The following is a 21,132-nucleotide window of genomic DNA, read 5'->3' on the forward strand; positions in this document are numbered from 1 at the left end:
CCTGGTCATGGACTGGATGTTCGTTCCCATACGGCGCTACGCCGATTTCAAGGGCCGTTCGCGGCGCACGGAATACTGGTCGTTCATGCTGTTCCAGCTGGCGGTCTATGCCTTGGTCGTGACACCCGAATTCATCGGTGAGCCTGCCGCCGACGGCGAGCTCAAGCTGTCGACGCAGATCCTGCTGGGCGCGGCCATGCTGTTCTTCGCGCTTCCCACGCTGGCAGTGCAGGTGCGCCGGATGCATGATCGCGGGCGCAGCGGCTGGTGGCTGCTGATCACCTTCTGGCCTTACATCGGCATCTTCTGGCTGTTCGTCTACATGCTGTGGCCCGGCACAAAGGGGCCGAACGACTACGGCCCGGATCCCCGCGTCCGCCCGGGCACCCGCGACGACGAGGCCATTGCCCGCGCGCGATACGACCAGCATTTCAGGTACTAGGCCGCCGCCACCACCTTTTGGGCACTTGCGTATGGCCTGCTTTCGTGGTGCGATGCATTCTCAATTGCATCCAAGAGGGGGACTCCAATGGAACCGATGCTGGCACCGTACAAGAAGCTTTACCGCGCGATCAAAGGTCGATCGGGCAGGCAGGAATACTGGATGTTCTTCCTGCTGTTCCTCGCCCTGCACATCGTGCCGTTGATCCTGTTCTTCGGCATGTTTGGCGGGATTTCCTCGCTTGATCCGCAAAACATGGCGGGTGCCATGGCGGGCCTCGGCATCATCACCATGCTGCTGTTCATCCCGCTCTATGCGGTGCTTGCCGTAACCTACCTGGCCATGGCGGCAGTTTCGATCCGGCGCCTGCACGATATCGGTATCACCGGCTGGGTCTATGTGGCGCTCTATGTGGTGCTGTTCATCCCGTTCCTGAACTTCCTCGCCATGATTGTCTATCTGGTGCTGATGGCGCTGCCGGGCACGGCTGGCCCCAACAAGTACGGCGCGCCCAACGACGAAGACGAAAGCGCCGGCGCAGTCTTTTCCTGACCGGCCAGCGACCGCCCGGCTACAATGACCTGAGGGTCTGGGCCGGGCGGGCCCGCAACAGCGGGAGCGAGGCGCCCAGAGCAAAGGCGAGCACCAGTACCAGCCCGCCGCCCAGGACGAGCAGGATCTCGGTCCAGTCGGGCAGCCAGTCGAACTCGAACAGCTGCACGATCACCAGCCAGGCAAGGCCGGTGCCCAGCGCCAGCGCCACGCCTGCGAGGACGGCCGCGAGTAGGCCGAACTCCGCAAATTGCAGCGCCAGCAGCTGGCGGCGGCTCGCGCCCAGTACGCGCAGGATAACCGTGTCGTAGATGCGCGCTGCCCGCGCCGCCGCAATCGCCCCCAGCAGTACGGCAATGCCCGCCAGTACGGCGACAGAGGCCGCAGCGAGGATGGCGAGGCTCACCTGGTCAAGGATCGTGCGGGCCTCGGTCAGCAGCGGGCCGACCTCGATCACGCTGGACGAGGGGAAGGCGGTTACCAGCTGGCGCAGCAGGCCACTGGCATCGGTGTCTTCGGGCAGTTCGATGGTCGCGGCCAGGTTGTGCGGCGCGCTGGCGAAGGTGTTGGCCGAGAAGACCCAGACATTGTTGAAGCCGAGGCTGTCCCAGTCGATCCGCCGCGTGTTGGCCACGCGCGCGGTGAACTCCACGCCCAGCACGTTGACGGTCACCAGGTCGCCGATGGCGATGCCAGCGGCCTGTGCCAGCTCCTCGTCCACCGATACCAGTGGTTCGCCCGCATAGCCCTCGTCCCACCAGTCGCCGCTGGTGATTGCGTTGCCTTCGGGGATCACGTCCGCATAGGTCAGCCCGCGTTCGCCCCGCAGGCCCCAGGTTCCCTCGCGGTCTTCCATGTCGGCGACCACGGTCATGTCGTCTTTGGGGCCGAAGCGGACGATCGAGCCGCGCAGCGTGGGGACGGTATCGACCGTCGCCTCTTCGGACACGCCCGCCACGATCTCGCGGAACTGTTCCACCCCGTCGCGGGGCACGTCGAGCACGAAGTAGTCGGGCGCGCGCTGGGGGACGGAGCGCTGGATATTGCCGTCGAGGCTGCTCTGCACGCCCGCCAGCAGCACGAAGGTGGCAAGGCCGAAGCCCAGCGCCGTCACCAGCGAGCCCGTCGCCGCGCCGGGACGGTAGAGGTTGGCGAGGGCAGCACGGGTGATCGGGTTGGCCGGGCGCGGCGCGCGCTTGGCGGCCCAGCGGATCAGGCGGCCCAGCAGGGCGAGGAAGCCCAGCATGGCCGCCGCACCGCCAAGGAACATGGCGGCGAGGATCGGGTTGCTCGAACCGACAATGGCAAGGGCGCAGATGCCGACAAGGCCGAGCACCACCGGCACGGCGGCTCCGCGCCACTGCTGTGCCAGCGGGGAGACCCGCGCGCGCATCAGGGCCATGGCCGGAAACTGCTTGGCGCGCGCCAGTGGCGGCGCGGCAAAGACCAATGCCACGAGCAGGCCGAAAGCTGCCGCGCGGCCCAGCGCCCATGGGGCGAAGACGAATTCGGTTGTCACCGGCAGCAAGGAGCCGAGCGCGCCCGCCAGCAGCGGCGTCACCAGTACGCCTGCGACTATACCTGCGAAGGCACCCGCCAGCGCCGCCAGGCCGATCTCCAGCGCATAGATGCGGACAATATCGCGCGAGGTTGCGCCGAGGATCTTGAGCGTGGCGATCGAATTGCGGCGTGCTTCGAGATAGGAATTCACCCCGCCACCGATACCGATACCCGCGATCACCAAGGCGGCAAGGCCGACCAGCGTCAGGAATTCGCCCATGCGGCTGACGAAGCGGTCTGCGCCCGGCGAGGCGCGGTTGCGGGTGCGGAAGTCGAAGGAGACGTCGGGGAAGGCTTCCTGCATCTCTTCCGTGACCACGTCCGGATCGGCGCCGCCATCGAAAGCCACGCGGGTCTTGGTCTGGAACATGGAGCCGGGCGCGACGAGGCCCGCGCGTTCGGGCAGGTCGAGCGCGACGATCACGGTCTGGCCGAGGGCAAAGCCTTCGGACAGGCGGTCCGGCTCTTCCGCGATGATGCCGGCCACGCGAACCTGCTCGGTGCCCAGCGTGAACATGTCGCCCGGCTCGATGTCCAGCCGCTCGGCCGCGCCGGCGGCGAGGTAGGCCTCGCCCGAAGCAGGCGCGCCCTTGGCGCCCTGGCCCTCGATAAGCAGCTGCCCGTACATGGGATAGTTGTCGGCGACCGCCTTCAGCTCCACCGGTACGGCGTCGCCGGGGGTGCTGGCCATGGCCTGCAGGCGGTAGCCGGGCGAGGCCTCGCCATAGTCCGCGAGGAAGGCGAGTTCCTCGTCGTTCAGCGCGCGCTGCCACAGTTCGACCTCGATATCGCCGCCCAGGATGGCCTGCCCCTGCGAATCCAGTTCTGACTGGATGGCGGAAGTCAGGCTGCCGATGGCCGCCAGCGCACCCACGCCCAGGAACAGGCAGACGAGGAGCAGCCGCAGGCCGCGGAATCCGCTCGACAGGTCGCGGCGGGCGATGGTCCAGGCGCGGCTCCAGCTCACGCGTCAGGCAGCCTTCGTATCGGTTGCCACCAGGCCATCGGCCAGCGTCACCACGCGGTCGCAGCGATCGGCCAGCGTCTTGTCGTGGGTGATGATCACCAGTGTCGCGCCGGTTTCCTCACGGCGGCGGAACAGGACCTCGACCACGCTTTCGCCGGTCGAGGTGTCGAGGTTGCCCGTCGGTTCGTCGGCGAAGATCAGCGGCGGGCGCGGGGCAATGGCGCGCGCGATGGCCACGCGCTGCTGCTCGCCGCCAGAAAGCTGGGCCGGGTAATGGGTCAGGCGGTGGCCAAGGCCGACGGCTTCCAGCTCTTCCGCTGCCCGTTCGCTCGCGCCTTTGACGCCGGCGAGTTCCAGCGGCGTGGCGACGTTTTCCAGTGCCGTCATGGTTGGCAGCAGGTGGAAGGCTTGCAGTACGATGCCGATACGACCGCGGCGGGCCATGGCCAGTGAGTCTTCATCCAGCGCGGTGAAATCCTCGCCCGCCACCATCAGACTGCCCGATGTGGCGCGTTCGAGGCCGGTGAGTACGGCCATGAGCGAGCTCTTGCCGCTGCCGGACGGGCCGAGCAGGGCCAGGGTCTCGCCTTGCGGGACCTCCAGTTCGATGCCGCGCAGGATTTCAACAGCAGCCGCGCCATCCCCAAGGGTAAGGCGCAGGTCTCTTGCCGCAATGACGGGTTTTGCAATGTCAGGACTTGTCACAGCGCGGCGATGGCATAGCTATTGCGCATGAGCAAGTTACCCCAAAGTCGGTGGCATAGCGCCGTGCGCGCTTCGTCGATCATTGCGCCGCTGGCGCTCGCGCTTGCAGCCTGCGGTGAAGAAGCCCCGGTGGCAGGTGCAGAGCCTGCTTCGATTGACGAAACCGAACTGGAAGCGCCGCTGCCTGTCATGGGTCCGGAACGCGTGATCCTGGGCTTCGGGGACAGCTTGATGGCCGGTTACGGGGTTGAGGAACAGCAGGGCTATCCAGAAGGGCTGGAGCGCGCGCTGCGCGGTAGCGGGATCAATGCCCGCGTGATCGATGCCGGTGTCTCGGGCGATACCACGGCTGCGGGACGCGAACGCATCGCCTTCGTGCTCGACAATACCACTGCCGAGATCGACCTCGCGATTATCGAGCTGGGCGGCAACGACATGCTGCGCGGCATTACGCCGGACCAGACCCGCGCCAACCTGGAGGCGATCATCGAGGAAGTGCAGTCGCGCGATATTCCCGTGCTGCTGCTGGGCATGCGCGCGCCGCCCAATCTTGGCGTGGAATACGTGGCCGAGTTCGACAGTATGTATCCGCAGCTGGCCGAGCAGTACGAAACCGCCCTGGTGCCCTTCTTCATGGAGCCGGTCTACGACCAGCCGCAGCTGATGCAGGATGACCGTATCCATCCGACGGCCGAAGGGTTGGAACTGATGGTGGCGGCATCGGTGGAAACCGTGGCGGCCGCGCTGCCAAAGGACGACGACTAGACCGGCTCTGCCACGCCGTCGGCGACGCGCCAGACGGCAGCTTCCCCCAATATGGCCTCGAACGGGGCGGGCTCGGTACCCGTCAGCCATACCTGCGTCCCGCTGTCGCGCAGCCGGTCGAACAGGGCCTCGCGCCGGATCGGGTCGAGATGGGCCGCCACTTCATCGAGCAGCAGCACGCCGGGACGTCCGCGTGCGGCCAGTTCGGCATGGGCGAGAGTAATGGCCACCAGCATGGCCTTCTGTTCGCCGGTAGAACATTCGGATGCAGGCATGTCTTTCCCGGCCATGGTGACACCCAGTTCGTCGCGGTGCGGGCCGGAGAGGGTGCGCTGTGCCGCGCGGTCGCGACCACGTTCCGATCGCCATTGCGACAGCATGACCTCTTCCTCGATCGAACCGCTTGGCAGGTATGCGAGGGCTGGGCGGGCAAAGGGGGCGTCGGGCAGTTCCTCAAGCCGAGTCGTCAATGAACCGAGCAGGCGCGCACGCCCTTGGGCCAGAGCGCTGCCGTGGCTCGCCATCTGCGCTTCGAGGGAGTCGAGCCATGCGGGATCGGGCTCCATTTCGTCCGACAGCAGCCGGTTGCGTTCGCGCAGGGCAGCCTCGTAGCGACTGGCGTGGCGGGCGTGGCCGGGCTCGATCGCCACGGCCATGCGGTCAACGAAGCGGCGGCGCGCTGTCGCCGTATCGGCGAACAGGCGATCCATTGCCGGGGTCAACCAGCCCATGGCGAGCCATTCACCCAGGCTGATGGCAGAGGTCTCGGCGCCGTTGACCTGCACGATGCGCCGCCCACTGCGCTCTGGCGACATGCCGGTGCCCAGCTTCACCGGCTCTCCGCCGTCGCCCGTGTCGAGCAAGGCGCTGGCTCCGAAACCGCCCTGGCCTGATTGTCCGGCCACCTCCGTAAGGCTGGCGCGGCGCAGTCCGCGACCGGGTGCGAAAAGTGACAATGCCTCGAGCACATTGGTCTTGCCCGCGCCGTTCTCGCCCACCAGCAGGTTGAGCTGGCGCGCGCCGTCCAGCCGTGTCGCGGCGTGGTTGCGAAAGCTGGCAAGGGTGATGTGGTCGAGCGCCATGGCAGGTGTTCCATCCCCTATGCCAGCAGTGCCGGGCATTCCACCCAATTCGGCCTGACCAAAGATTGGGAAAAAACACTAACTGTTGGGTTGGTTGTGAGTGCTACCTTTCTGTTAGCTTAACAAAAATCGCAGAATTCCGCCATTTTCGTCATTTGGCACACCTCCTGCAATGTTTGGGGCATGGGACGGAAACGACCCATTCAAACAAAAGAGGGAAACAAAATGACTTTCACGAATGACTTCTCCGCTCGCATCTCGGCCGCTTTCGCTGCCGTGGCGGTCACTGCAACGCTGCTCATCAGCAGCTTCTCGACCCCCGAAGCAAGCATCTTCGCCGGCCTCGTTGCCTGATCCAACCGACCCAACCAAGAGGGACTAGAAAGACATGACCATGACCAATGAATTGCAGAACAAGCTGGTGGCCGGCTTCGCCGCCCTGGCAGTGACGATCACCCTGCTCGTGAGCAGCTTCGCCAACCCGAATGCCACTTCGTTTGTGGGCCTGCTGGCATGACCCAGCTCGACCGCAAAAACGACGCCGTTCGCCCCGCTGGCGGGAAGAAGTTCCGCCTCGACAAGGCGCGCGGCAAGGTGGCCGGGGTTTGCGGCGGTATCGCCAACTACTTCGGTATCGATCCGCTGATCGTGCGGGTTATCTTTGCAGTGGGTGCAATTGCCGGCTTCGGCAGCTTCATCCTCATCTACCTTGCGATCTGGCTGCTGGCCGACTGACGGTCAGTAGCCAATCGCTACACCTTGCGGGCCTCGCGTCCCGCAAAGGGTGAGAAATCGGTGTCGGTATCGAAGATCTCGACCCCTTCGCGCTTCTTCAGGAAGCCGACAACGCGATAGGTGACCGGCGTCAGCACGGCTTCCCAGCCGACCTTGAGCGCCCAGTTCGTCACCATCACCAAGATTACATCGCTGGTCTCCCATACGCCAAGGAAGGCAATGGGATAGAACAATAGGCTGTCGACGGCTTGTCCGACCACGGTTGATCCGATGGTGCGGCTCCACAGCATCCGGCCCTGCGTCCAGACCTTCATCTTCGCCATCACGTAGGAGTTCACGAACTCGCCTGCCCAGAAGGCGATGATCGAGGCGATCGCGATACGCCAGACCTGGCCGAACACGGTCTCGTAGGCTTCCTGCCCGCTCCAGCTGTCGGCCGGCGGCATGGCGACGATGGCCCAACTCATGAAGGCGGCAAAGATAAGCGCGGCAAACCCGGCCCAGATCACCCGCCGCGCCCGGGCATAGCCGTAGACCTCGGTCAGCACGTCGCCAATGACGTATGAGATCGGGAAGAACAGGATGCCCGCCCCGAAGGTGAAACCGGCAACCGTCGCGACCTTCCCCGCTCCGATAATGCCCGACAGCAGGAGGATGGCGACAAAGGCTGCCATGACGAGGTCGTAGTAGCGGAAACGCGTCTGCCTGACGTCTTCGCCGGAGACCTTGATAGGTTCTGAGTCCATCCACGATGGGTAACGCCATTTGCGCCAGCCGCAAAGATCGCTATCTGCCTGCCTCACGCGCCCATAGCTCAGCTGGATAGAGCACGGGACTTCTAATCCTGAGGCCGCAGGTTCGACTCCTGCTGGGCGCGCCAATTTTTGTCGGGTTTTCTTACAACCCGGCACCCCGTTAACTTTTCGCGAACCATCGACTCCCGCAGGAATCCCCGGGTCCGCAAAACTGGCACGGGCCGTGCAATGTTATTGGCGTACCTGAGTTCTTCGAACGAGGCGGGGCCGACCCCTAGGTCCCCAACCAAGTCTCCCGGCTCCGCCTCCCCGAAGACCTTCTCCCGAAATCGGCAAAAACTAGCGTCGGCCAGCCCAGGGCTCGTCCGTGCGGTCTACCAGCATGTCGCCTGCGTAGGGGCGGCAGAGCTTGAAGGCTTCGGCCGGCTCGGCGTGCAGCCATTGCTGCCAGTCCGCGCGCGGGACGATCACCGGCATGCGGTCATGCAGGTCTTTCACGAAGCTGTTCGCGTCGGTCATCACCATCGAATAGGCTGCGCCCCATTCTGCGCTGTCGCGCCAGATGCCGCCAACGGCGAGCAGATCGCTGTCAGGCAACGAGAACCAGGTGCGCGTCTTGCCGCCCTTGGGGCCCTCCGCCTCGGCAAAGGCGGAGACCGGCACGAGGCAGCGCCGTTCGATAAAGCTGGCACGCCAGAACGGACCGCGCAGCTTGTCCGAACGGGCATTGTTGACCGGCTTGGGTTTGAGCAGCTGGCCTTTGGCGCCCTTCAGCTGGAGCGGGAAGCCCCAGGTCATCTGTTGCAAGTGGCCTTCCGCCAGCACCATGCCGGGATAACCGGGATAGACCATTTCGGGCGCATTGCCCGCCGGGCCGCGCGCCAGGTCATTGGCGATCTCGTCGAAGAAGTGGGCAACCTCGTCCTGCGTGCGGGACATCTTGTAGAGGTTGCACATGCTTGAAGCGGCCTAGTAGCCGGCCTCGGCGACAGGCACGGGCGGGGCGATCATGCCGCCGGCCATGGGCCAGAAGATGTCACCCGTCACCACGCCCATGGACATGGGTACCAGCTGGGAGATGAAGGTCTGCACGGCGTTCGGCCATTCGCCCTCGGGATATTCGGTGACGTAAACCCTCGTGGCGAGTTCGGGGTCTTCTTCGTCCCAGGTCACCACTTCGCAAGTATCGGTCACCAGCTCGGGATCGCCGATCACGCCGAATTCGTCGAAGTGGACGCGGTAGTGCTTGCCCAGCGGGATTGCGCCGTTTTCCAGCGGGCCGTTGAGCACGTAGGTGTCAAAGGCGCCGTCTTCTGCGGGAGGCAGGGCCACGGTGAGGTAGGTCACCGAAGCGCCTTCGGCCTCTCCGGCTTCCTCGCCATCGAGGCAGACGCTGGTTTCCGGCGAGGCAATGACGGCGCGCGGCGCGACAACCTGGGCACGTGCCATGGCGAGCAGGTCACCCTCCAGTTCGGGGCGCACGCCGGACAAGTGGAGTGTCTCGCCAAGAATCTCGCCCTGCGAAGTTTCGTATTCGGCCAGGGCCACGAGCGGCGCATCCTCGCCGCCGGGCTGGCCGACGATAATCGTCCGCCAGACACCCAGATCCTCGCCGGGAACCGATACAGCCCCACGATAGCCATCGCCCAGTTGTCCGGCCACCATGCCGGAATATTGCCGCTGAGCTACGGCGTTGGCCTGCAGTACTGCGCCCATCTGCATGCCCAAGGTTTCGGCGGCGCGGGCACCGGCCATGCGCTCTGCGAGATTGTCGGGCATCGCCTCCTGCGCCAGCGCCATGGCGGGCGCGGCGAGCAACAGGGCAGCGGGAACGAGGCTTCGGATCATGGGATCTCCAACGTCAGGTGCCAAAATCGGGCAAGTGCCTCTAGGAAAGCCTAGCTGAACGAAAACGGACCGCCAATGGCGGTCCGCAGTTCGTCAGTTCGGATGCCATGGATCAGGTGGCCTTGGCGACCTGCTTTTCGTCCATCAGGGCCTGAAGTTCGCCGGCTTCGAACATTTCCATCATGATGTCGCTGCCGCCCACGAACTCGCCCTTCACGTAGAGTTGCGGGATGGTGGGCCAGTCCGAATAGGACTTGATGCCCTGGCGGATCTCCATGTCCTGCAGCACGTCAACGCTTTCGAAGGCGACGTTGCAGTGATCGAGGATCGACACTGCGCGATTGGAAAAACCGCACTGCGGGAAGAGCGGCGTGCCCTTCATGAAAAGGACGACGTCGTTGTCGCCGACAAGCTTGGAGATGCGTTCGTTGGTATCCGACATGGGTTTCACCGATAAGATAGGATTGGTCGCGACTCAGTTGGGAACGCTGGTGTGCAGTTGCAAGGCGTGCAGTTCGCCGCCAAGCCGTCCGCCAAGGGCCTCGAAGACCATCTTGTGCTGCTGCACCCGGTTCTTGCCCTCGAATTCCTTCGAGGTGACCCGAGCCAGCCAATGGTCGTTGTCGTCGGCAAGCGCCTGCATCTCGACTTCGGCATCGGGCAGGGCGGCCTTGATCAATGCCTCGATCTGGTCAGCGGGCATGGGCATTGGATCAGGACTCGCTCATCAGCTGGCGCTTGGCCTCTACGGCCTTTTCTTCCAGCTTGGTGCGAACAGTGGCCTCGTCGACCTCGCAGCCGGCCTGGATCAGGTCGCCCATAAGCTTGCGTATCACGTCCTCGTCACCGGCTTCTTCAAAGTCGGCCTGAACGACGGCTTTCTTGTAGGCTTCGGTTTCTTCCGGAGTAAGGTCCATCAAGCCAGCCGCCCATTCGCCCAGCAGGCGGTTGCGGCGCGCGGCGACGCGGAAGGCGGTATCTTCATCCATCGCATACTTGGCTTCTTCGGCGCGTTCACGGTCCTTGAAATCGGTCATTTTCTTGTGGTCCCTGTTCAGGTGGCGGCATTTGCGGTGCCGCGCACCAGCCATGGTTTGGCGGCAGAGAGCCGCGTTTCGTATGCTGCAATGGCATCATTGCGCGTCAAAGTCAGCCCGACTTCGTCGAGCCCTTCAAGCAGGCAGAACTTGCGGAACGGATCGATTTCGAACGTAAAGCGATCCTGGAACGGCGTGGTAACCGTCTGCGTCTCGAGGTCGATGGTGACCGGATCGGTCTGCGCGACTTCCAGCAGCCGGTCGACCTGCTCTTGCGGCAGGGCCACGGTGAGGATGCCGTTCTTGAAGGCGTTGCCCGCGAAGATGTCGGAAAAGCTGGGCGCGATTACCGCGCGGATGCCCATGTCGAGCAGGGCCCAGGCAGCGTGTTCGCGACTGGAACCGCAGCCGAAATTGTCGCCCGCAATCAGGATCGGTGCGCCGGCGAATTCCTCCTGGTCGAAGATGTTGTCGGGATTGTCTGCGCGTACGGACTCGAAAGCCCCCACTCCCAGCCCTTCGCGGCTGACCGTCTTCAGCCAGCGCGCAGGAATAATCAGGTCGGTATCGATATTCTTCCGGCCATAGGGAATCGCCCGCCCCTCGACCTGGTCGACCCCTTTGCGATGCTTGCCCATCAGTCGGTTTCCGGCTTCTCGCCACTGGGAATCGGCGGCAATTGCTCGGGCTCATTGCCCTTCTTCTTGCGCCGGTTGACGTATAGCAGGGCAGCAGCAACTGCTGCCGAACCGATGGCACCTGCAGCGATGGCCGCTTTGCCTTTGGGGATACGGTTGGTCATGGTCCTTCAATGGTCTCGTGCGCCAGTTGTTTCAAGATAGTCGCGCAATTGTAGCCAACACCTTTCCTTTTCGGGCAAGGGCATGGCGGCATAGGCCGGGCTCGAGGAGGGCAGGGCGACTTGCGGAACAGTGGCTTCTGCCAGCAATGCGCGCCCGATCTTTTCCGCCGTCCGGCCGTTGAAGCCGACCGCTCGCAGATAGGGCAGGCGCGCGGCGAGATCGGCCAGCGGATTATGTTCGGCCTCGCGGATCGAAGCGTCGAGCGAGCCGTCACGCCGCGCGGAGGCAACGACGTCCCACAGTCCGATTCCGTGTTCCTGGAGCGTGTCCAGGCGGTCCGGGTAATCGAGCGCGGCGAGGTCGTGGCCGATAACCTTGCCGACGAGGTGCCAAAAGCGGTTCTGCGGATGGGCGTAATACTGTCGCTCTGCCAGCGAACGTTCGCCTGGCAGGCTGCCCAAGAGGAGGATTCTCGCATTGCTCGATACGGCCGGCGGAAAACTCGTCTTACGCAGGCTCACGCTGCAACTCGCGCACGTCGCTCAGCCGTCCTGTCACCGCCGCTGCCGCAGCCATCGCGGGTGAGACGAGGTGCGTGCGCGCGCCGGGCCCCTGGCGGCCGACGAAGTTGCGGTTGCTTGTGGAAGCGGAACGTTCGCCTGCGGGCACCTTGTCGGGGTTCATGCCGAGGCAGGCGGAACAGCCCGGTTCGCGCCATTCGAGTCCGGCTTCGATGAAGACCTTGTCGAGCCCTTCGGCTTCGGCCTGTTCCTTCACCAGCCCCGAGCCGGGCACGACGATGCCCCACTTGATGTTGGCGTGCTTCTTGCGCCCGCGCAGCACTTCGGCGGCAGCACGCAGGTCTTCGATGCGGCTGTTGGTGCACGAGCCTATGAAGACGTTCTGCACTTCGACCTCGGTCATCGGCGTACCGGGTTCGAGGCCCATGTAGTCGAGGCTCGCCTGTGCGGCAGCCTGCTTCGACGGGTCGGTAAAGCTGTCGGGGGACGGGACCACGCCGCCGATCGGCACCACGTCTTCGGGGCTGGTGCCCCAGGTGACGCTGGGTTCCACTTCGGCGGCATCGATCACAACCGACTTGTCGAACACGGCATCGGGATCGCTGTAGAGCGTCTTCCAGTAGGCGACGGCAGCATCCCATTCGTCTTCGCGCGGGGCGAAGGGCCGGCCCTTGATATAGGCGAAGGTCTTTTCGTCCGGCGCGATCATCCCGCCGCGCGCACCGCCTTCGATGGACATGTTGCAGACCGTCAGGCGGCCCTCGATGGACATCTCCTCGAACACCTTGCCGCGGTATTCGATCACGTGGCCGGTGCCGCCCGCCGTACCGATCACGCCGATGATGTGCATGATCAGGTCCTTGGCGGTGACGCCGGGGCCAAGCTCGCCTTCGACGCGCACTTCCATGGTCTTCGACTGGCGCAGCAGCAGCGTCTGCGTGGCGAGCACGTGCTCCACCTCGCTGGTGCCGATGCCAAAAGCCCAGGCGCCCAGGCCGCCGTGGCAAGCCGTGTGACTGTCGCCGCAGACGATGGTGGTGCCGGGCAGCGAGAAGCCCTGTTCGGGGCCGACGACGTGGACGATGCCCTGCTGGCGCGAGGTTGCGTCGAAATAGCGGACGCCGTTTGCGGGCGCATTGCGCTCCAGCGCGGCCAGCTGTTCGCGGCTTTCCCGGTCTGCGATGGGTACGCGGTTGCCATCGGCATCCACGCGCGCCGTGGTTGGCAGGTTATGGTCGGGAACGGCCAGCGTCAGTTCGGGATGACGGACCTTGCGGCCTTTCATGCGCAGGGCTTCGAATGCCTGCGGGCTGGTCACTTCGTGGACGAGGTGCCGGTCGATGAACACCAGGCAGGTGCCGTCGTCGCGGCGTTCGATAACGTGGGCGTCGAAGATTTTTTCGTAAAGTGTGCGGGGTCGGCTAGCCATGCTGGGCGCTTAGGCTGGCCGACCCTGCGGGACAAGAGAGGAATACTTCAAGCCTCTCAACTTTTCGCGTGATCAGTAGCGCCCGCGGTAGCGGCGGCGGTCGTCACGGTAGTCGTCGCGGTTGTAGCGGGCCTGATCCAGCGCATCGTAGGCCTGGTCGATCCGCCAGTTGAGCGTGCCGACATCATGGCGGGAAAGGCCATTACGGGCGAAGGCACCATAGGCGCGCTCGACCGTATCGAGCCGCAGGCTGAGGGAACGGACTTCACGGCGGTTGAGTTCACCATTCCGGCGAGCGTGGTCGATGTCGTGCGCGAGCTGGTTGATGCGGTTCTGCACCACGGCGTGACCTCGCTGTCCGCGGCGTTCGCGGCGATCAGAGCGATCGTACCGCACGTCGTGGTTATACTCGGACCAGCCGCGATCCTGGGCCGAGGCTGCCGGAGCAGCCAGGCCGATTGCGAGTGGCAGCGCCATTGCAGACGCCAGGAGTTTCAGTGTCGTTTTCATGGCGAACCCTTTCATATGTCTGCCTTCGAGACGTTCATGTTTAAGGCCAAAAATATGAACAGCGACAGTATGGGTGGTTCGTGAGACTGTTATCTGACGCGCGCCGAGACCGTCGCAGCCGGGTTTTCTGCGAAAATGGCGAGTTGGTTCTGGAAAAGTCACGCCGAAAGGCCTAACTTACATGCATGTCAGCCAAACCATTCACAATTCCGATCCGAATCCTGCCCGATGACATCGACTTCATGGGCCACGTCAACAATTCGCGCTATCTGAACTGGGTGCAGGACGTGGTCCTGCAGCACTGGCAGAAACTCGCTCCGGCAGAAGAAGTGGCCAGTAAGGCCTGGGTCGCGCTGAAGCACGAAATTACCTATCGCCGTCCGGCATTCCTTGACGACGAAGTGATCGCAGAAACGGTGCTGGAAAAGATTGCCGGCGCCCGCAGCTTCTACAACACGGTGATCAAGCGCGGTGAAGACGTGCTGGCCGAAGTGCAAAGCATGTGGTGCTGCATCGACAGCAAGACATTGCGTCCGGCACGCATCAGCCGCGACGTGGCGGAGCGCTGCTTCGGAATGCCGAAAAAGCAGGAACGCTTCACCGGCGAGTGATCCCCTTTGCGGTATTGGCTGCACGGTCCTATATTGGAGCGATGGACTTCGTCGTTCCCCTGCTGATCGTGATCGCCACCATTGCCGCGATGGAATGGGTCGCCTGGGCGAGCCACAAGTACATCATGCACGGCTGGGGCTGGGGGTGGCACCGAGACCATCACGAACCGCACGACAACATGCTCGAGAAGAACGATCTCTACGCCATTGTCGGTGCGGCGATGAGCATTTCCATGTTCGCCGTGGGCAGTCCGCTGGTGCTGGGCGGTGCCGCCTGGTGGCCGGGCACCTGGATCGGTCTCGGTATCCTTGGCTACGGCATCATCTACACGCTGGTGCATGATGGCCTCGTCCACCAGCGCTATTTCAAGTGGGTTCCCAAACGCGGCTATGCCAAGCGGCTGGTGCAGGCGCACAAGCTGCACCATGCGACCATAGGCAAGGAAGGCGGCGTCAGCTTCGGCTTCGTCTGGGCGCGCGATCCGGCCAAGCTGAAAGCGGAACTCAAGGCACAGCGCGAAGCGGGTATTGCCGTGGTGCGCGACAGCGCGGGTGCCTGAAACAAGCGTCGACCTGTCTGGCCAGTGGGACGGGGAATTCTCCTACCCAGCGGGTGAAGGGCCGGTGACACCCTTCGTCGCAACACTCGTCCAACGGGGCAACTCGGTCACCGGAAACATCAGCGAGCCTGATCTTCACCTTCCCGGAGCAACTGCAGAGGCGACCTTTGTCGGGGTGGTCACGGGCGAAGCCGTCGACTTCACCAAGACCTATCGCAAGGTGGTCTGGGGCTACGTGCACCCGGTCGACTATGTGGGTCAGATCCGAGAGAAAGGGAACGTCATCGCCGGTGTCTGGAGCTTGCTCGATATGAACGGCCGATTTGAAATGCGGCGCCACGCAACCCGAGAGTTGGCGGAAGAGCGCGAGGCAGAAATCGAGATCGAGCGTTAAACGCAACGCCTACTCATTGCGGGTGGCGATCCACAGGCTGACGCAGGCGATGCAGCCAAGGCCCAGCAACGCCCACGGGAATCCCACCGCCAGCCAGGTCGCGACACCACTGACAGCCAGTGCCGCCAGCGCGGAGACCTTGGCGCGGCGCGAGATCGCGCGGCGTTCGCGCCAGTCGACCAGCGGCGGGCCGATGACGGGATGGGCCAGCAGCCGCGCAGCCCATTCAGGCTTGCCGCGGCTGAAGCAGTAGACCGCAGCGAGGAAGAATACCGCCCCCGGCATCATCGGCATGGCCAGGCCCACCCAGCCAAGGCCGACACAGATCACGCCCGCGCCGATCCACAGCTGGCGCACCGCGCTCAGCCCTGTGCGATTCGCGCCGCGTGCTCTTGCACCAGCGCGATCATGTTGGGCACGCCCTGCGTGCGATTGGAAGAAAGCTGGTTGCGAAGGTCGAAGGGCTCGAGCGCGGCCATGATGTCCATCGCTGCGACATCGCCAGCGGGCCGGTCTTGCACGGCCGAAATAACCAGCGCCACGATGCCTTTGGTGATGGCGGCATTGCTGTCAGCCAGGAAATGCAGCTTGTCCGCTTCGCCGCCCGTATCTGAGACTGTCGGATAGACCCAGACTTGGGCCGAACATCCCCGCACCAGCGTGGCGTCGGTCTTGAGGGCGGCGGGCATGGGTTCCAGCTCGCGGCCCAGTTCGATCAGCAGGCGATAGCGTTCGTCGCCTTCGAGGAATTCGTACTCTTCGCGGATGTCATCGAGCGTGCGCATGGCCCGCATCTAGTGACTGCGCGTCAGAGGTCCACCCCATTTGCGATGGCTTCCAGCTTGCGGATGCGTTCCTTGAGGTCGGCGATCTCGATCCGGGCCATGCCCTCGCGCGATCCGCCTTCCATTTCGGCAGGCATGCGGTTCATTTCCAGCTCGCGGTTCTTGTAGGCGAGCCATCCCTGCCAGGCGGTGAGCACCGCGGCGGCCAGGATTACCAGCGCAAGCAGGGTGCTGGTGGCGATCAACAGGTCTATTTGCGTCATTTACTCCTCCCTGCCGCTCGACGAGGTTACGTCGCGCAGTTTTTCAATTTCTTCGGCGGTGCGGGTTGCGGGGTCAGTGGCAATGCGTTCGAGGACTCTCACTCGTTCGCGCAATTCCTTCACTTCGCTCTCGAGCATGGCCTTTTCGGCATCGTTCTCCGGTGTGGAGATCTTCTCGTTGCCCAGCCAATCGCGCGTGATGCCATACTTGCGATCATTGTTGGTTTTCCAGGCTGCGAAAATCATTCCCGCGATCACTATGGCAAAGATCATGGTCCATAGGGTCATTGCACTTTCTCCCGCCGGGCACTGGCTTCGGCACGCAGGTCTTCGATCTGGCGCGACAGGTCGGCGCCGGGATCGGTGACGATGCGTTCGATCACCCGCAGCCGGTCTTCGATCTGCTGCACCACTTCATTGCCGAGCGTGCGTTCACCCTTCTTGGCTTCCGCGATCCGCGCTTCCAGTTCGAGCTTGCGCTCTTTGTGTTCCACGGACTTGCGTTGAAACCGGAGCACCGTCGAAAAGGTCAGCGAAGCGGCCAGCAGCACAAAAATGAAGTTGATGATCAGATCCCAGTCCATCAGTCTGCTTTCTCCAGTTCGCGGAGGCTATCGATCTCTTCGGCGAGGCCAAGCGAGCGATCGGTAGCGATGCGCTCAAGGACCCGGACGCGCTCCTCCAGTTGGCTGTTGTTCTTGGTGACGTCCGGTCCAGAGGGCGTCTGGCTCCGTCGGCGCCGCAGGTATAGGGCAGTCGCTCCCACGCCGCCTGCAAGGGCAATTGCAGCCACGACCAAGGCGTCGAGTACGAGTGGCAGATCGGCTCCCATCAGTTTGCCTCCTGTTCGTTGCGCAAGCGTTCGATGTCGTGCGTCAGGCGATAGCCGCTATCCGTGACGATCCGTTCGACATTGCCGAGGCGGTCCTTCAGCGAGCTGACTTCGGCGCGGAGCTGGGCGTTTTCCTGCGTCAGCAGTGCCACGCGTTCCTGCGCCTCGTTGGTCAGCTGCGGGTGGAGCGGCTTGCCCCACATGCTTTCGAGCGGATAGCCGTTCTTGATCTTGATCTTGGTGGTGTGAATCCACCCCAGGATGCCGCCAAGCGCGACCACACCGACGGCGATGATGCCGGTGACGGCCATGATCATGATTTCTTCGGGCATCAGGCTTTCTCCCGGTCGGACACGTTGAGCGGCACACCGCTGTCACTGGTGCGGCGGGCAGGACGATCACGCAGCGCCTCGATTTCCTCGGCGACGGTGTAGCCCTTGTCGGTGACGATGCGTTCGAGGACGATCATGCGATCTTCCATGCGCTCCATCACTTCGCGCAGCTGCTGGTTCTGTTCGCGCAGGCGCTTGGTTTCGTCGCCTTCGGAAGGTTCGGTCATGCCGCCCCATTCGTTCTCGAGCGAGTAGCCGTGCTTGGCGCGGATCCAGTTGTTCACCAGCCAACCAATCGTGCTGATGGCGACCAGCAAGACAACAAAAGACGGACCACCCCACGACATTACACTTCCTCCTTCTTGGCGAATTCGATCTGCACACCGGCATTGGCTTCATCGACGTTGCGCTGGTCACGCAGGGCTTCAATCTGCGAAGCGACGTTGTAGCCCTGGTCGGTGACGATGCGTTCGAGCACGCGGACGCGGTCTTCCAGCGCCTGTACCTTGCTGGCGTATTGCGCGGCTTTCTCGCTGCTGGCTTCGGCCGTTGCGGCAATTCGCCGTTCCTCGAGCTTCTTCTGGTTGTTGATCCAGACAATGCCGAGCACCATCAGGAAGGGCGCAGAGACAGCCACCAGTCCGATCAGTTCACCCATAGTTGCAGTCCCCCTTCCTCGGTTACGTAATTGCTGCTCAGCGCAGCTGTTCGATTTCCTGCGACAGGCGCGGGTTGGCAGAGACGTAGTAGGTTTCCACGTCGGCCAGGCGCCGGTCGATATCCTTCATCTGCGCGCGGATTTCGCGAGCGGTCCGGCGCGGGCTCTGGCGCACGCGCTGCCAGTACTTGTTCTCTTCCGGCGCGCCGTACATGTGCGGCGGCTTGGCCGAGAGCAGCAGGCCGGCGATGAAGTAGGCCAGGATGACAAAGCCGCTGGTCATCGGGATCAGGGCCAGGGCGCCGAGGCGAACCCACAGGGCATTGATGCCGGTGTAGTCGGCGATGCCGGCGCAGACGCCCATCAGCTTGCCGTGGAGCTTGTCCCTGTAAAGCGTGGTGCGGGGGCTGTTCATGCGCGGTCTCCCTTCTTCTCGGCGAGCAGTTCTTCCAGCTCGCGCAGCGGTACATTGTCGACGGCCTTGTCATGGCGCAGTCGCGCCGGCTGGAAATCGTCGTTGTCGGCGGCCACCAGGCGTTCGACCGTGTCCATCCGTTCGTCGAGGCGCTTGGCGAGCTGGTAGAGCTCTTCCAGCAGGGCCTCGTCATCGGTGGTGATGGTGGCCGCGGTCTTCCACTTGGTGATGTAGTGCAACACCACCCAGGGCAGGCCGATGAAAATGGCCGGGACGATGAAAATCTCTTCCACGTTCTATTCCCCTTCGTTCTTCTCAGCGCCGCTGCCCTTGCCGAGTGCGCGCTTCATTTCCTCCAGTTCGTCGTCGATCTTGTCGCTGCCCTCGAGCGCGGCAAATTCGTCGGCGAGGCTCTTCGGGCCGTCCTGCGCAATATTCAGCGCATCGGCACGACCTTCGGCGTAGTCCACGCGGCGTTCGAGCTGGTCGAAGCGGGCATGGGCGTCGTCCACCCGGTCACTGGTCAGCAGGCTGCGCAGCTTGACCCGGTTCTCCGCGCTTTCGAGACGCGCGGCGATCTGGCTCTGGCGGCTGCGGGCTTCGCGCAGGCGGTTCTGCAGCTTGGCAATGTCCTGCTCGTAAGCGCGCAGGGCGTCGTCCAGCACCTTGATTTCCTGCTTCAGCTGGTCAGCCATGTCGGCGGCCTTGCGCTTTTCCACCAGAGCGGCGCGGGCCAGGTCCTCGCGGTCCTTGCTGAGGGCCAGCTGCGCCTTCTCGGCCCAATCGGCCTGCAAGCGGTCCAGCTTGACCGTGTGGCGGTGCATTTCCTTCTGGTCAGCAATCGTACGTGCGGCGCTGGCCCGGACTTCCACCAGGGTTTCCTCCATTTCGAGGATGATCATGCGGATCATCTTCGAGGGGTCGTCTGCTTGGTCGAGCAGTTCGTTGAAGTTGGCTGCAATGATGTCGCGGGTACGAGAGAAAATGCCCATCAAGGGTCCTCCAAGCTTAAGCGAATTGGCCGTCGGGGTGGGGCTGGTGCGCAGGCGCTCGATCTCACGATCGAGACGATTGCCATCGCGCGCCTTCCCGCTGCCCAGCGGCATTAACGGATTGCGATTCTCGCCGCTCACGCCAGTTCCACCAGCGGGGCACCGACAAGCATGGACTGCGCATCGGCGGTCGGCAGCATGCCAGCGAAAATCGTGAAGGCAACCATCGCTGCGATGCTGACGAGCGCGGCATGGCCGAGCTGGCTATCGAAAAAGCGTTGATTGAACATCGGTAAGTCCTCCTGATCCTTTCACCGACATGAACTGCAAGGGGTGTGCCAGTTTGTGGGATTGGCGGATTTCTGCCGTTTTTTGCGATTTCGTGGATGAAGGCGCCGGTCTCTATTGCCAAGACTTGGGAATTATCACTATATCTTGGCAATGGAGCGCGAAAACCAGTTTATCGGCCAATCCGGAGCCTTCCTCGATGCGGTCGAGCGGGCCAGCCGCGCGGCGCCCATGGCGCGCCCTGTGCTGGTCATTGGCGAGCGTGGCACCGGCAAGGAACTGATCGCTGAACGCCTTCACCGCCTGTCAGACCGCTGGGAAGAGCCGCTGATCGTAATGAACTGCGCGGCGCTGCCCGAGACCCTGATTGAAGCAGAATTGTTCGGCCATGAACAGGGTGCCTTTACCGGCGCTACCAGAGCGCGCGCCGGACGTTTCGAGGAAGCCGACCGGGGTACGCTGTTTCTCGACGAACTGGGCACTTTGTCGATGAGCGCGCAGGAACGCCTGCTGCGCGCCGTCGAATATGGTGAAGTGACCCGTATCGGTGCCAGCCGTCCGACGCGGGTCGACGTGCGCATCGTGGCGGCCACCAACGAGGACCTGCCGAAGAAGGCCGAGGAAGGCACTTTCCGCGCTGACCTGCTCGATCGCCTCACCTTCGAAGTCATCACTTTGCCGCCTCTGCGCGTACGCGAAGGGGATATCGAAGTGCTGGCGGACTATTTCGGCAGGCGCATGGCGGCCGAACTGGGCTGGGAAGAATGGCCCGGCTTTTCGGCCGAGGTGGCACAGGCGATGGAAGACCACCCCTGGCCCGGCAACGTGCGCGAACTGCGCAACGTGGTCGAGCGCGCCGTCTATCGGTGGGACCTGTGGGAAAAGCCGATTGGCGAGGTCGTGTTCGATCCGTTCGATTCGCCATGGAAGCCGTTGCCCGCACCGAAATCGAATTCCGTGGAGGAGCCCGGACAGGCTCCAGCCGCCCCGGCCCCGGCCGTGTACGATTTCGACGAAGTCGACGATCTGCGCGCCGCAGTCGACGCGCACGAAAGGACAATCGTGGAACATGCTCTTGGCGCCAATCGCTGGAACCAGCGACAGACGGCAAAAGCATTGGGCCTGTCATACGACCAGTTGCGGCACTGCATGAAAAAGCATGGATTAAGCCAGTCGAATTAATGGCTTGTCGCCAATCGTCCTGGTTTACCCGGAGTATTTAACATGAGGTTAGGGCCTGTGCCCTATGTTCCGCGCTGACTCTCGTCTGCGAGTAGAACCAAACAAACAG

General features: G+C 63.5%; 37 protein-coding genes and 1 tRNA gene. 11 read left to right on the forward strand and 27 right to left on the reverse strand.

Going from position 1 to position 21,132, the window contains the following annotated elements; genetic code table 11:
- The first annotated feature begins 7 nt into the window (after positions 1–7).
- Complete coding sequence (locus tag AAEO60_RS02670) at positions 8–442, forward strand: DUF805 domain-containing protein (protein ID WP_341672103.1); 435 nt, start codon at positions 8–10, stop codon at positions 440–442.
- An 87-nt stretch (positions 443–529) separates the two neighbouring features.
- Positions 530–994, forward strand: coding sequence for a DUF805 domain-containing protein (locus tag AAEO60_RS02675; RefSeq protein ID WP_341672104.1), 465 nt, complete (start codon positions 530–532; stop codon positions 992–994).
- A 19-nt stretch (positions 995–1,013) separates the two neighbouring features.
- Here the strand turns inward: AAEO60_RS02675 and AAEO60_RS02680 are convergent, their stop codons facing one another.
- Both AAEO60_RS02680 and AAEO60_RS02685 read right to left on the reverse strand, forming a co-directional pair.
- A complete protein-coding gene (locus AAEO60_RS02680) occupies positions 1,014–3,521 on the reverse strand; it encodes an ABC transporter permease (RefSeq protein ID WP_341672105.1) in 2,508 nt (835 codons plus the stop codon).
- A 3-nt stretch (positions 3,522–3,524) separates the two neighbouring features.
- Positions 3,525–4,226: an ABC transporter ATP-binding protein gene (locus AAEO60_RS02685; protein ID WP_341672106.1), complete on the reverse strand. Its 702-nt coding sequence runs from the start codon at positions 4,224–4,226 to the stop codon at positions 3,525–3,527.
- A 27-nt stretch (positions 4,227–4,253) separates the two neighbouring features.
- On the opposite strand from AAEO60_RS02685, the gene AAEO60_RS02690 reads away from it, so the two are divergent.
- Positions 4,254–4,991: an arylesterase gene (locus AAEO60_RS02690; protein ID WP_341672107.1), complete on the forward strand. Its 738-nt coding sequence runs from the start codon at positions 4,254–4,256 to the stop codon at positions 4,989–4,991.
- Here AAEO60_RS02690 and recF read toward each other — a convergent pair.
- Positions 4,988–6,073 (reverse strand): DNA replication/repair protein RecF, encoded by a 1,086-nt coding sequence (recF, locus tag AAEO60_RS02695; RefSeq protein ID WP_341672108.1) that lies wholly within the window; start codon positions 6,071–6,073, stop codon positions 4,988–4,990. The genes AAEO60_RS02690 and recF overlap by 4 nt on opposite strands.
- A gap of 225 nt (positions 6,074–6,298) precedes the next feature.
- Between recF and AAEO60_RS02700 the strand changes: the two genes are divergently transcribed.
- From AAEO60_RS02700 to AAEO60_RS02710, 3 genes are read left to right on the forward strand one after another with little or no spacing between them, the layout of a single operon-like run.
- The gene (locus AAEO60_RS02700; protein WP_341672109.1) at positions 6,299–6,427 is read left to right on the forward strand and encodes a hypothetical protein; all 129 of its coding nucleotides are present in this window, start codon (positions 6,299–6,301) and stop codon (positions 6,425–6,427) included.
- Positions 6,428–6,461: 34 nt separating this feature from the next.
- Entirely contained in the window at positions 6,462–6,590 is a 129-nt protein-coding gene (locus AAEO60_RS02705) for a hypothetical protein (RefSeq protein WP_341672110.1), read from the forward strand.
- On the forward strand, positions 6,587–6,808 hold the full coding sequence (locus AAEO60_RS02710) for a PspC domain-containing protein (RefSeq protein WP_341672111.1): 222 nt from the start codon (positions 6,587–6,589) through the stop codon (positions 6,806–6,808). The genes AAEO60_RS02705 and AAEO60_RS02710 overlap by 4 nt, the downstream gene beginning before the upstream one ends.
- Before the next feature lie 17 nt (positions 6,809–6,825).
- On the opposite strand, the gene AAEO60_RS02715 is transcribed toward AAEO60_RS02710, so the two are convergent.
- On the reverse strand, positions 6,826–7,554 hold the full coding sequence (locus AAEO60_RS02715; RefSeq protein ID WP_341672112.1) for a queuosine precursor transporter: 729 nt from the start codon (positions 7,552–7,554) through the stop codon (positions 6,826–6,828).
- Between the two features lie 57 nt (positions 7,555–7,611).
- On the opposite strand from AAEO60_RS02715, the gene AAEO60_RS02720 reads away from it, so the two are divergent.
- Positions 7,612–7,688: transfer RNA gene (locus tag AAEO60_RS02720), tRNA-Arg, on the forward strand.
- A 214-nt stretch (positions 7,689–7,902) separates the two neighbouring features.
- Here the strand turns inward: AAEO60_RS02720 and AAEO60_RS02725 are convergent.
- The 10 genes from AAEO60_RS02725 to AAEO60_RS02770 all read right to left on the reverse strand — a co-directional run bounded on the left by AAEO60_RS02725 (position 7,903) and on the right by AAEO60_RS02770 (position 13,678).
- Positions 7,903–8,520 (reverse strand): SOS response-associated peptidase, encoded by a 618-nt coding sequence (locus tag AAEO60_RS02725; protein WP_341672113.1) that lies wholly within the window; start codon positions 8,518–8,520, stop codon positions 7,903–7,905.
- 12 nt (positions 8,521–8,532) lie between these two features.
- A complete protein-coding gene (locus AAEO60_RS02730) occupies positions 8,533–9,411 on the reverse strand; it encodes a hypothetical protein (protein WP_341672114.1) in 879 nt (292 codons plus the stop codon).
- 112 nt (positions 9,412–9,523) lie between these two features.
- Positions 9,524–9,853: a Grx4 family monothiol glutaredoxin gene (gene grxD / locus AAEO60_RS02735; protein ID WP_341672115.1), complete on the reverse strand. Its 330-nt coding sequence runs from the start codon at positions 9,851–9,853 to the stop codon at positions 9,524–9,526.
- A 33-nt stretch (positions 9,854–9,886) separates the two neighbouring features.
- Positions 9,887–10,120, reverse strand: a complete 234-nt coding sequence (locus tag AAEO60_RS02740) for a BolA/IbaG family iron-sulfur metabolism protein (protein ID WP_341672116.1) — start codon at positions 10,118–10,120, stop codon at positions 9,887–9,889.
- Positions 10,121–10,124: 4 nt separating this feature from the next.
- Positions 10,125–10,448: a DUF1476 domain-containing protein gene (locus AAEO60_RS02745; RefSeq protein ID WP_341672117.1), complete on the reverse strand. Its 324-nt coding sequence runs from the start codon at positions 10,446–10,448 to the stop codon at positions 10,125–10,127.
- A 17-nt stretch (positions 10,449–10,465) separates the two neighbouring features.
- Complete coding sequence (gene leuD, locus AAEO60_RS02750; protein ID WP_341672118.1) at positions 10,466–11,086, reverse strand: 3-isopropylmalate dehydratase small subunit; 621 nt, start codon at positions 11,084–11,086, stop codon at positions 10,466–10,468.
- Complete coding sequence (locus AAEO60_RS02755) at positions 11,086–11,250, reverse strand: isopropylmalate isomerase (protein ID WP_341672119.1); 165 nt, start codon at positions 11,248–11,250, stop codon at positions 11,086–11,088. Before AAEO60_RS02755 ends, leuD begins: the two co-directional genes overlap by 1 nt.
- Positions 11,251–11,256: 6 nt before the next feature.
- A complete protein-coding gene (locus AAEO60_RS02760; RefSeq protein ID WP_341672120.1) occupies positions 11,257–11,772 on the reverse strand; it encodes a DNA-deoxyinosine glycosylase in 516 nt (171 codons plus the stop codon).
- Positions 11,759–13,201 (reverse strand): 3-isopropylmalate dehydratase large subunit, encoded by a 1,443-nt coding sequence (leuC, locus tag AAEO60_RS02765; protein WP_341672121.1) that lies wholly within the window; start codon positions 13,199–13,201, stop codon positions 11,759–11,761. The genes AAEO60_RS02760 and leuC overlap by 14 nt, the downstream gene beginning before the upstream one ends.
- A gap of 72 nt (positions 13,202–13,273) precedes the next feature.
- Positions 13,274–13,678 carry a hypothetical protein gene (locus tag AAEO60_RS02770; RefSeq protein WP_341672122.1) on the reverse strand — a complete coding sequence of 135 codons (405 nt, stop codon included), beginning with the start codon at positions 13,676–13,678 and terminating at the stop codon, positions 13,274–13,276.
- A gap of 218 nt (positions 13,679–13,896) precedes the next feature.
- On the opposite strand from AAEO60_RS02770, the gene AAEO60_RS02775 reads away from it, so the two are divergent.
- The 3 genes from AAEO60_RS02775 to AAEO60_RS02785 are packed head-to-tail and all read left to right on the forward strand — an operon-like array spanning position 13,897 to position 15,276.
- Positions 13,897–14,322: an acyl-CoA thioesterase gene (locus tag AAEO60_RS02775; RefSeq protein WP_341672123.1), complete on the forward strand. Its 426-nt coding sequence runs from the start codon at positions 13,897–13,899 to the stop codon at positions 14,320–14,322.
- A gap of 41 nt (positions 14,323–14,363) precedes the next feature.
- Positions 14,364–14,882, forward strand: a complete 519-nt coding sequence (locus tag AAEO60_RS02780; protein ID WP_341672124.1) for a sterol desaturase family protein — start codon at positions 14,364–14,366, stop codon at positions 14,880–14,882.
- Positions 14,875–15,276 carry a hypothetical protein gene (locus AAEO60_RS02785; RefSeq protein ID WP_341672125.1) on the forward strand — a complete coding sequence of 134 codons (402 nt, stop codon included), beginning with the start codon at positions 14,875–14,877 and terminating at the stop codon, positions 15,274–15,276. Before AAEO60_RS02780 ends, AAEO60_RS02785 begins: the two co-directional genes overlap by 8 nt.
- Positions 15,277–15,285: 9 nt before the next feature.
- Here AAEO60_RS02785 and AAEO60_RS02790 read toward each other — a convergent pair whose 3' ends face one another.
- From AAEO60_RS02790 to AAEO60_RS02850, 13 genes are all read right to left on the reverse strand, one after another.
- Positions 15,286–15,633: a YbaN family protein gene (locus AAEO60_RS02790; RefSeq protein WP_341672126.1), complete on the reverse strand. Its 348-nt coding sequence runs from the start codon at positions 15,631–15,633 to the stop codon at positions 15,286–15,288.
- Positions 15,634–15,638: 5 nt separating this feature from the next.
- A complete protein-coding gene (locus AAEO60_RS02795) occupies positions 15,639–16,061 on the reverse strand; it encodes a SufE family protein (RefSeq protein ID WP_341673533.1) in 423 nt (140 codons plus the stop codon).
- A 23-nt stretch (positions 16,062–16,084) separates the two neighbouring features.
- Positions 16,085–16,324, reverse strand: a complete 240-nt coding sequence (locus AAEO60_RS02800) for a hypothetical protein (protein ID WP_341672127.1) — start codon at positions 16,322–16,324, stop codon at positions 16,085–16,087.
- Complete coding sequence (locus tag AAEO60_RS02805; protein ID WP_341672128.1) at positions 16,325–16,612, reverse strand: hypothetical protein; 288 nt, start codon at positions 16,610–16,612, stop codon at positions 16,325–16,327.
- Positions 16,609–16,908, reverse strand: a complete 300-nt coding sequence (locus AAEO60_RS02810; protein WP_341672129.1) for a hypothetical protein — start codon at positions 16,906–16,908, stop codon at positions 16,609–16,611. The genes AAEO60_RS02805 and AAEO60_RS02810 overlap by 4 nt, the downstream gene beginning before the upstream one ends.
- Complete coding sequence (locus AAEO60_RS02815) at positions 16,908–17,156, reverse strand: hypothetical protein (RefSeq protein ID WP_341672130.1); 249 nt, start codon at positions 17,154–17,156, stop codon at positions 16,908–16,910. Before AAEO60_RS02815 ends, AAEO60_RS02810 begins: the two co-directional genes overlap by 1 nt.
- Positions 17,156–17,488 (reverse strand): hypothetical protein, encoded by a 333-nt coding sequence (locus AAEO60_RS02820; RefSeq protein WP_341672131.1) that lies wholly within the window; start codon positions 17,486–17,488, stop codon positions 17,156–17,158. The genes AAEO60_RS02815 and AAEO60_RS02820 overlap by 1 nt, the downstream gene beginning before the upstream one ends.
- On the reverse strand, positions 17,488–17,772 hold the full coding sequence (locus AAEO60_RS02825; RefSeq protein ID WP_341672132.1) for a hypothetical protein: 285 nt from the start codon (positions 17,770–17,772) through the stop codon (positions 17,488–17,490). Before AAEO60_RS02825 ends, AAEO60_RS02820 begins: the two co-directional genes overlap by 1 nt.
- Before the next feature lie 62 nt (positions 17,773–17,834).
- Complete coding sequence (locus AAEO60_RS02830; RefSeq protein ID WP_341672133.1) at positions 17,835–18,146, reverse strand: hypothetical protein; 312 nt, start codon at positions 18,144–18,146, stop codon at positions 17,835–17,837.
- A 37-nt stretch (positions 18,147–18,183) separates the two neighbouring features.
- Positions 18,184–18,561, reverse strand: coding sequence for an envelope stress response membrane protein PspC (gene pspC, locus AAEO60_RS02835; RefSeq protein ID WP_341672134.1), 378 nt, complete (start codon positions 18,559–18,561; stop codon positions 18,184–18,186).
- Positions 18,558–18,854, reverse strand: coding sequence for an envelope stress response membrane protein PspB (pspB, locus tag AAEO60_RS02840; RefSeq protein ID WP_341672135.1), 297 nt, complete (start codon positions 18,852–18,854; stop codon positions 18,558–18,560). The genes pspC and pspB overlap by 4 nt, the downstream gene beginning before the upstream one ends.
- A gap of 3 nt (positions 18,855–18,857) precedes the next feature.
- The gene (pspA, locus tag AAEO60_RS02845) at positions 18,858–19,667 is read right to left on the reverse strand and encodes a phage shock protein PspA (protein WP_423970132.1); all 810 of its coding nucleotides are present in this window, start codon (positions 19,665–19,667) and stop codon (positions 18,858–18,860) included.
- A gap of 23 nt (positions 19,668–19,690) precedes the next feature.
- On the reverse strand, positions 19,691–19,843 hold the full coding sequence (locus AAEO60_RS02850) for a hypothetical protein (RefSeq protein ID WP_341672136.1): 153 nt from the start codon (positions 19,841–19,843) through the stop codon (positions 19,691–19,693).
- Between the two features lie 151 nt (positions 19,844–19,994).
- On the opposite strand from AAEO60_RS02850, the gene pspF reads away from it, so the two are divergent.
- Entirely contained in the window at positions 19,995–21,023 is a 1,029-nt protein-coding gene (gene pspF / locus AAEO60_RS02855) for a phage shock protein operon transcriptional activator (RefSeq protein WP_341672137.1), read from the forward strand.
- Positions 21,024–21,132 lie beyond the last annotated feature (109 nt).

This window comes from Aurantiacibacter gilvus, from assembly GCF_038289935.1.
Lineage (GTDB): Bacteria > Pseudomonadota > Alphaproteobacteria > Sphingomonadales > Sphingomonadaceae > Alteraurantiacibacter > Alteraurantiacibacter gilvus.